The organism is Catenovulum sp. 2E275 (genome assembly GCF_025515275.1).
Taxonomy (GTDB): Bacteria; Pseudomonadota; Gammaproteobacteria; order Enterobacterales; family Alteromonadaceae; genus Catenovulum.
Map to the genome: position 1 here is coordinate 1 of NZ_JAOPFU010000080.1, position 8113 is coordinate 8113.

Here is an 8113-nt window from a genome sequence, read left to right on the forward strand (position 1 = left end):
CTTGTCATCAATTTCAAAAATGAGATAGAAGCAGACGGTAGGATAAACTCGATTTTGGACATAAATGGGTTAGACCGAATGCGTGCTTTGTGCCAGAAGCGAAAGCTCAATAATTAGAAAAGGGACATCTACTTTACATCGGTGAGTGATATCAATTCAGTAGTGCAATTTTAAGAAATAGGTTTTATCGTAAAGTGGCTTTAAGGACATATTAGGAGTGCATTGGGCCAATTTTGACATTAAGTTTTTTAGACCGCCACAATCAAGGTTTTAAACGACGAATTAATAACGCAACCAACATTTGAATGGTGTTATAGTGAAATGCCCATGAGTTCAGAGAGAAAGTAGGGTTCCCTCTGATACTCGTTATAACTGAAAGCTCATTAAAAGGTGATGTCAACGGCATCTAAATAATAATCAGTGTAGGTATTATTCAGCTATTTAACTTGTTGAAAATCAGCTTGAGTGACGAGTTGATATATTATTGAATCTGCGTAAAGGTCTAGACGCTATGAGATTCTGTCAGACTAACTTGAAATATCAGAAGAACCACTTTCAAGCTAAAATATGAGGAGCCCGTTTATTCAGCGTAACTTGACAAAACTTCAAATATTTTAATCCTAGTTTTAATAGTAGAAACAATCTTATCATTTCGTAGAAACACTCTTAACGATAAAAATATTTGTATACTAAACGCAATTTAATTATCCTAACCTGACTTAGGGGAGTAGTCTCCCGCTTAACGCGGGGAAACTGTCAACATACCCCGAGCCTCCAATGCTCGTGGCAGTTTCGGGTTTAACAAACTTTGACAAGACTTAAGACAATTGGTCATTTCGGGCAGAGATGAATCATTGTCTTAATTGTCATTTCTGCCCTAAGGACAAATCTTATGAAGCAGTTGATTAACAGCTCTACCAACAATTTTATTCAATACGGCTATCAAAGCGCAGCCCCTGCCATTCAGCTAAAGGGGGAAACAGTATGTTATTAGCATTACTTGCTATCATTGCTGGGTTTGCCCTGCTTGTATGGAGTGCTGACCGATTTGTTGAAGGCGCAGCTGCAACAGCAAAGCTTGCTGGGCTATCTCCAATTTTGATTGGGATGGTCATTGTGGGATTTGGCACTTCCGCACCCGAAATGGTTGTATCAGCTATGGCTGCGAGCGACGGAAATCCAGATCTCGCGCTCGGGAATGCTTTGGGTTCCAATATAGTTAACATTAGTTTAATTCTGGGGGTAACCGCACTAATTGCCCCAATTGCGGTACAATCCAATATCGTAAAAAAAGAGCTCCCGCTGTTAGTGGGAGTCGTCCTGTTTTGTGGTTATTTACTCTATGATGGCACACTTACGTCAATTGATGCCATATTACTACTGGTTGGGTTATTTGTTTTCATCGCTTGGTCGGTTTATTCCGGCATGAAAAACTCAGGCGATATGCTAGAACAAGAGTTTGATAAAGAGTTAACAGACCATTCGATGCCTATGGGCAAAGCTATATTCTGGTTAGTAGCAGGTTTGCTCTTACTCATTATCAGCTCACGAATTCTAGTATGGGGTGCTGTTGAAATTGCTTCAGCGCTGGGCGTGAGCGATCTGATTATTGGTTTAACAATTGTAGCTCTCGGCACATCATTACCCGAACTTGCAGCTTCCGTCATTGCTGCCAAAAAAGGTGAGCATGATATCGCTATTGGTAATGTCGTCGGTTCTAATATATTCAATATCCTCGCGGTTATTGGCATTGCCGGGATTATTCATCCCATCCCCAAAATCTCTGCGGAAGCGTTTAACCGGGATTGGGTTGTTATGTTGCTATTAACTCTGGCTTTACTGATTATGGCATACGGTTTTGGGCGTAAAGGAAAAATTAATCGAGTTGAAGGCGGTACTCTCTTGACTGCTTATTTTGCTTACAATGGCTACCTACTTATAAATTTACTGGGGTGAGATGAATGGAAACAATTATTAATTTTTTTGCTGAGAACCAACCTCAACTAATTGTTGTAGCAAAGAATACTTTGCTGACAATATTCATTTTAATTGTCGCGATTATAGGTGCAAAAATTCTCAGGCGAGCTGTTCATAACGGTGTTTATCGGTTAAGTAAACAGGATGAAATTATTACAAAACTGCTGACGACTCTGTCGGGTTACATAGTGTATTTAATCGCGCTTGTGATTATTCTCGACCTGTTTGGGGTAAATACAGCCAGCTTAGTCGCTCTCGTAGGTGCTGCTGGTTTGGCAATTGGACTAGCACTAAAAGACACATTACGTAATATTGCAGCTGGCGTGATGCTGTTATTTTTAAAACCATTGAAAAAAATCAGAATTTATAGAAGTATCTGGCTACTCTGGAAGCGTTGTAGATTTAGGGTTATTTACAACAGTGTTGGAAACCGCGGATGGAATTTTTGTATCTATTCCTAATAGTTCTGTTTGGAGTAATGCGATTAAGAATTTCAGCCGAAACGGCAAACGCCGAATGGATATTACTGTCGCAATCTCTTATGGTGATTCAATTGAAGATGGACTAACGGCCCTAAGAGAACTGGTGTCTGAAGACCAGCGCATTATGGCAGCTCCTGAGCCCCAATATCTGGTTCATACACTGGCTGATAGCTCAGTAAATCTTCAGCTTAGAGCTTGGGCGCCAACCTCTGATTACTGGGATATTCATTGGAATATACAACGTAAAATGAAAGGAAAAATTGAGAGTAAAGGAATTACAATTCCTTTCCCTCAACGAGACTTGCATATTATTCAGGCAAAAGATGGTATACCCAATAAATTAAGCTAAATCTAATTACTAAAAATATATATGTTCAATGAACTCTCTAGGCGGCAATTAGCTGCCTAGTGCTGGCATAACGACATAAAATTGAAGAAGAGCAAATACCCGCCCGCTTAAAATAAAGAGTAGACGACTAATATTTATGTTATAAACACCTTCTTTTCGCTTGCTTCTGACATGCCATAACAAACTCATAAATACATGAACTGGATAATTCAGTAACAAAATTAATGGCATTGTGATAAAAGTTCAGTAAGTTCTGGATCTAAAAAATTCTGCATCAGTTAAAAACTGCTGTAGTTCGAATAGCCGATGCCTAAATGAAGTCATTAAAGATCTGCTGTTCACTCTTTTGAGGCATTTGCCGAAACACGTTTGGGGGCAGCTTCGTGCCAAAAGCGCAAGCTTAGCTGCTGGTTATTTAACGACAGCTGACGGATATAAACAGACCTTTACCCCACTCAAATTTTGCATCTGTGGTAGGTGGGGTAAGCTAGAGGCGCACCCAACGTTTTGGCATATTGAATAAAAATGTTGGGATTCACTTCGTTCGACCCAATCTAAGCGCTAACTTCGTTGTAACACTTCAAATTGATTTTGGAAAACTATTAAAGAATACAGCTTTATATTTTCTTTATATTCCGTTTTCAAATCTTTAGAGCATTCTTACAACAACTCACCCGCACACGTCATACAATGAAATTATCTTTATTTTTTAGTGATTATCTATGCAGTCATTATCAAATGATTTAGTTCGAACTGTACAAAATTCTACTTTAAATGCTTGTTTCCGAATCTTAGGCTACTTATTATTTGTCCTGAGTATTGCTATGCTCATTACGGCAGTTGTTAGCTATAACTATGCAGAAACAATTGCATGGATTTTTTTTGCTGATAGCCTGCTGATTGCTTTCATTGCAAGTTTATTAATCATTAATACCAAAGAAATTACTCAATTTTCTAAACGTTATTTATTTTTTATAACCAGTAGTGCATGGTTAATTATTTGTTTTTTTTCAGCCATCCCACTTCATCAAACAATACCAACCTTAAGCTGGACTGATGCATGGTTTGAGACTGTTTCAGCGATTACAACTACAGGTTCTACCGTTTTATCTGGATTAAATAATACGGCAAAGGGTGTACTATTTTGGCGAGCAATTTTACAGTGGATCGGAGGTGTCGGAATTATTGTGATGGCAATAGCCATATTGCCTGCATTGAAGATTGGGGGGATGAAATTATTTAAGACTGAAAGTTCAGATATTTCAGATAAAGCCATGCCCAGAAGCAGTAAAATTTCTTCAGCAATTTTAATTACCTATTTAACAATCACTATACTTGCTTCCAGCAGTTATTATTTTGCAGGTATGAATGCGTTTGATGCAATAACCCATGGGATGACGACAACTGCTACAGGCGGATTTTCAAATTACGATGAGTCTTTTGGATATTTTAATTCTATACCCATCATGACTTGGCTTGCTAGTCTGTGGATGTTGTTAGCGGCTATGCCTTTTTTATTATTTGTTCAGATGTTTTCCCGAGATAAATTTGCGGTTATCACCGACCCACAGGTAAAAGCCTTTGTTATAATTGTGGTTGGAGCTTCCTGTTTGTTGACCTTTTATCAAGTAGAAGAAAATCAAAGAGATTGGTTTAGCGCACTCACACATAGTGTTTTTAATGTAATTTCTGTTATCACTACCTGCGGCTATGCCAGCGAAGATTACTCGTTATGGGGAAGTGTTGCTTTAATCGCTTTTTTTTATTTAACTTTTAGTGGAGGATGCTCTGGCTCAACCTCTGGGGGGCTTAAAATGTTCAGAACTCAGTTAGCGTGGATGTTATTAAAAAAACAATTAACTTTATTAATTCACCCAAACGCGATAGTGACCCAAAAGTATGGCAACAAAAAAATAAATGATGAGTTGTTAGGTACTGTCCTCGCGTTCTGTTTTATTTATTTTGCTACTATAGCCATACTTGCATTAATTTTATCTTTTTATCACCTTGATTTGTTAACTGCATTGACTGGAGCTGCAACAGCAGTTAGTAATGTCGGTCCGGGATTAGGCGACATAATTGGCCCTGCCGGAAATTTCTCAACTTTACCGGATGGTGCAAAATTATGGTTATCTGTTGGTATGATAATGGGGCGATTAGAAATTTTAACTATATTAATTTTATTTACACCTCAATATTGGCAATATTAATTTTTAGTAAAGACTGAGTTATGCAATTTTCCGGTTCTAAAATTTGGCTTCAATCTAGAATATTTTTATTTGTTGTTGTCGTACCATTCTCAATAGTTGTCCTTTTATTGCCATCTCGCAGCTGGATCAGCACTACAGATATTGCGATGCTTCAGTTGCTCTGGGTCACTTGGATTGCACATAAATTTAAACGATTTTGGGCAATCAATACCACGTTCATCAGTGTGCTTTTATTCGATTGGTTTTATGTAGAGCCTTACTACACCTTACATGTAAATAACGTGGAATATTTAATTACGTTTTTGGTTATGTTAGGTCTGGGACTATTTATAAGTCAGCTATCAGGTTCACTTTCTAACCAGTTAGAAAGAGCGCAAAATATAATGTCACAAATGCGCGGTATGTTCATGCTGGCACGAGGATTAAATAAAAGGGAAACATTTGAAGTTCAGATTGAATACACAGTACAACTTTTATCTCGCCAAACAGCCAGCCCAGTGATTTGGAAAACGTTACTTTTAAATGAGGAATTTGAGCCTGCCTTACTTAACTTGCCGGTAAAATTTGGAGAGCAAACAATCGGTTTTCTACAGATTAACTACAGTGCTTATGAGAAAAACAGAACGCTTGTAAATACTGCGAAATCTTTATTAACCCAGGCGTATCAAAAAGAATTTTTTGCCAGACAAACTAAGGCTGCTCAAATCAAAGCTGAACTTGCACAAAATCGGGCGCTGATGCTCAGATCCATTTCGCATGACTTACGTACCCCTTTGGCCACTATCATGGGATCATCCAGTATGCTTGCCGACAAAGAGTTACAATTAAGTTCAGCACAAATCCGTGAACAAGCACAACATATCTTCAACCAAAGCAATATATTAAGTAGTCATTTCGACAAAGTGATGGAACTCAGTCAAGTTCAGGAACTGACTCAGGTAGTTGATTCGGAACCTGTACTAATAGCGGATATTGTTTCTGCAGCAATCGCCAGACGTTCTTTTGTTTTAAAAGACAGTGAAATCACAATGAATATTCCACCCCAAGCCGAATGTTTAGCTGATACTACTTTGTTAGAAATCGCACTGGCAAACCTGCTTGAGAATGCGGCTAAATACGGTTTAGAGCGAATTCAGCTGGATTTCGTTGAGTCAGAAAGCCATTACATGCTGCAAGTATTTAATGAACTCAATCCAACCCTCAAAAAAGACCGAGATAAAGGTACTGGATTGGGCATTCCAATTTGTACTTTAGTCATGCAACTTCATAATGGCAAATTGAACATTCATATTCAAAACAATGCAACCGCTGAACTCAAATGGCCCAAAAAAGGAAATTTATGACAATAAAAGTGTTAATTGTTGAAGATAATGCCGCCATGCAAAGTTTTTTAACAACCTTATTAAAAAATTACGGGTACGAGCTAATTTGTTTTGAACAAGGTTTAGACGCTCTTCAATATTTAACCAATCATAATGTCGAGCTCATCTTATTAGATCTTGGGCTGGATGACATTGACGGACAAGATGTGTTAATAAATTTAAGAAGCTGGTCTTCGATACCTGTTATCGTTATATCAGCCCGGTTTAGTGACAAAGAGAAAGTTCAGGCTTTAGATAATGGAGCCAATGACTATGTTACTAAGCCATTTAGCGCACCTGAGTTAATGGCAAGAATTAGAGTTGCGCTCAGACAGAATCAAGATAACCAAGTTAATCAATTTGAATTTGGCAGAGTTAAAGTTGATCCAATTGCACGTTTAGTGCTTTGCGATGGCAAGGAAATCCATTTGACAAAAATTGAATACGGTATTTTGCTATTACTTTTGAAAAATCGGGATAAAGTTTTGACCCATAATCAAATTTTAGAATCTGTCTGGGGTAAGAACTATATAGACAGACCTGAATATGTCAGAGTTCATATTGGCCAATTAAGACAAAAATTAGAGCAAAACCCAGCGGCTCCTGAGTATCTAAAGACTGAACCGGGAGTAGGTTATAGGTTAATAACAGAATAAATATACAATTTTCGGGTTGACTTAATCTCAATAGCACCACCGAGGTTACTAAGATAACGTTCGAACTATTAGATCGGCTGACCTCGCCATTGCCATCTCATTAAGAGTCTAATAATGTGCTAAAAATTTTCTGTCTGTTTGAGGACTTAATGCTGACTTTTAAGTTGCAACAATTCTCAATCGATGAATTTCCGCAATTCGCTCTTTTGAGGCATTTGCCAAAACACGTTTTGGGACAAAGGCAGCTTGGGGTTGCTGCATATATTAAATTAAATCAACAATCTGTTTCTCTAGAAATCTTAATTGCATCTTCAATTTCAATTCCGAGGTATCTTATTGTGTTATCTATTTTTGTATGACCAAGTAACAACTGGACAGCCCTAACATTTTTGGTTCGTGCATAAACCAAAGTCGCTTTCGTTCTTCTCATTGAATGAGTTCCGTAAAGGTCAGAATCGAGTCCTAACTGCTCAGCCCAATTTCTGATGATAGACATATAATAGGAATAGCTTATTGGTTGATTGGCTCGCCGCAAACTCCGAAATAAATAATCGCTGGATTCTAATGCGACTTCTTGGATCCAACGGCTAATACTCTGTTGCGTTCGCAGTGTTATTTCAAATTGAACTTCTATTCCTGTTTTCTTCTGTGTCAATTGAACCCTTTCAAATACTTGATCGAAGGTAGCGACGTCTCGAACTTTTAAAGACAGTAAGTCACATGATCTAAGCTTGCTATCTATAGCCAAATTAAGTAAAGCTAATTGCATCAAGTTGTTTTTAATTTCAATTCGTGTGCGAATACGCCAAATCTCTTCAAGCTTGAAAGGGCGTTTCACACCAGTAGTGTTGTGGTTTAGTTCTGGTTTCATAATGACCTCCTATTGAAAAGTCACTATGAGGATAGCTGATGTATTACTGATTAGGGTTTGGACAATTCCGAGCTAGCAATACACGCCCTTCAACGAGTTAATAATAAACACACTTTTAAATTAACTGCTTTTTAATTTGAATACCTAAACGTTTTGCTAACCTTACCAGATTAGCTCTGTCGGTGGACAGTTGTTTTGCGGCCGAAC

7 protein-coding genes are annotated in these 8113 nt (G+C 38.0%); 6 read left to right on the forward strand and 1 reads right to left on the reverse strand.

Annotated elements, in window-relative coordinates; translation table 11 throughout:
* Positions 1 to 984 precede the first annotated feature (984 nt).
* From N7931_RS18775 to N7931_RS18800, 6 genes are all read left to right on the forward strand, one after another.
* Positions 985 to 1956 carry a calcium/sodium antiporter gene (locus tag N7931_RS18775; protein ID WP_262795878.1) on the forward strand — a complete coding sequence of 324 codons (972 nt, stop codon included), beginning with the start codon at positions 985 to 987 and terminating at the stop codon, positions 1954 to 1956.
* Positions 1957 to 1961: 5 nt separating this feature from the next.
* Complete coding sequence (locus N7931_RS18780; RefSeq protein WP_262795879.1) at positions 1962 to 2438, forward strand: mechanosensitive ion channel family protein; 477 nt, start codon at positions 1962 to 1964, stop codon at positions 2436 to 2438.
* Positions 2344 to 2808 (forward strand): mechanosensitive ion channel family protein, encoded by a 465-nt coding sequence (locus tag N7931_RS18785; protein WP_316250596.1) that lies wholly within the window; start codon positions 2344 to 2346, stop codon positions 2806 to 2808. The genes N7931_RS18780 and N7931_RS18785 overlap by 95 nt, the downstream gene beginning before the upstream one ends.
* A 722-nt stretch (positions 2809 to 3530) precedes the next feature.
* Complete coding sequence (locus N7931_RS18790) at positions 3531 to 5018, forward strand: TrkH family potassium uptake protein (RefSeq protein WP_262795881.1); 1488 nt, start codon at positions 3531 to 3533, stop codon at positions 5016 to 5018.
* Positions 5019 to 5038: 20 nt separating this feature from the next.
* Positions 5039 to 6361, forward strand: a complete 1323-nt coding sequence (locus N7931_RS18795) for a DUF4118 domain-containing protein (RefSeq protein WP_262795882.1) — start codon at positions 5039 to 5041, stop codon at positions 6359 to 6361.
* On the forward strand, positions 6358 to 7035 hold the full coding sequence (locus tag N7931_RS18800) for a response regulator (protein ID WP_262795883.1): 678 nt from the start codon (positions 6358 to 6360) through the stop codon (positions 7033 to 7035). Before N7931_RS18795 ends, N7931_RS18800 begins: the two co-directional genes overlap by 4 nt.
* A gap of 274 nt (positions 7036 to 7309) precedes the next feature.
* On the opposite strand, the gene N7931_RS18805 is transcribed toward N7931_RS18800, so the two are convergent.
* Entirely contained in the window at positions 7310 to 7906 is a 597-nt protein-coding gene (locus N7931_RS18805) for a tyrosine-type recombinase/integrase (protein WP_262795884.1), read from the reverse strand.
* Positions 7907 to 8113 lie beyond the last annotated feature (207 nt).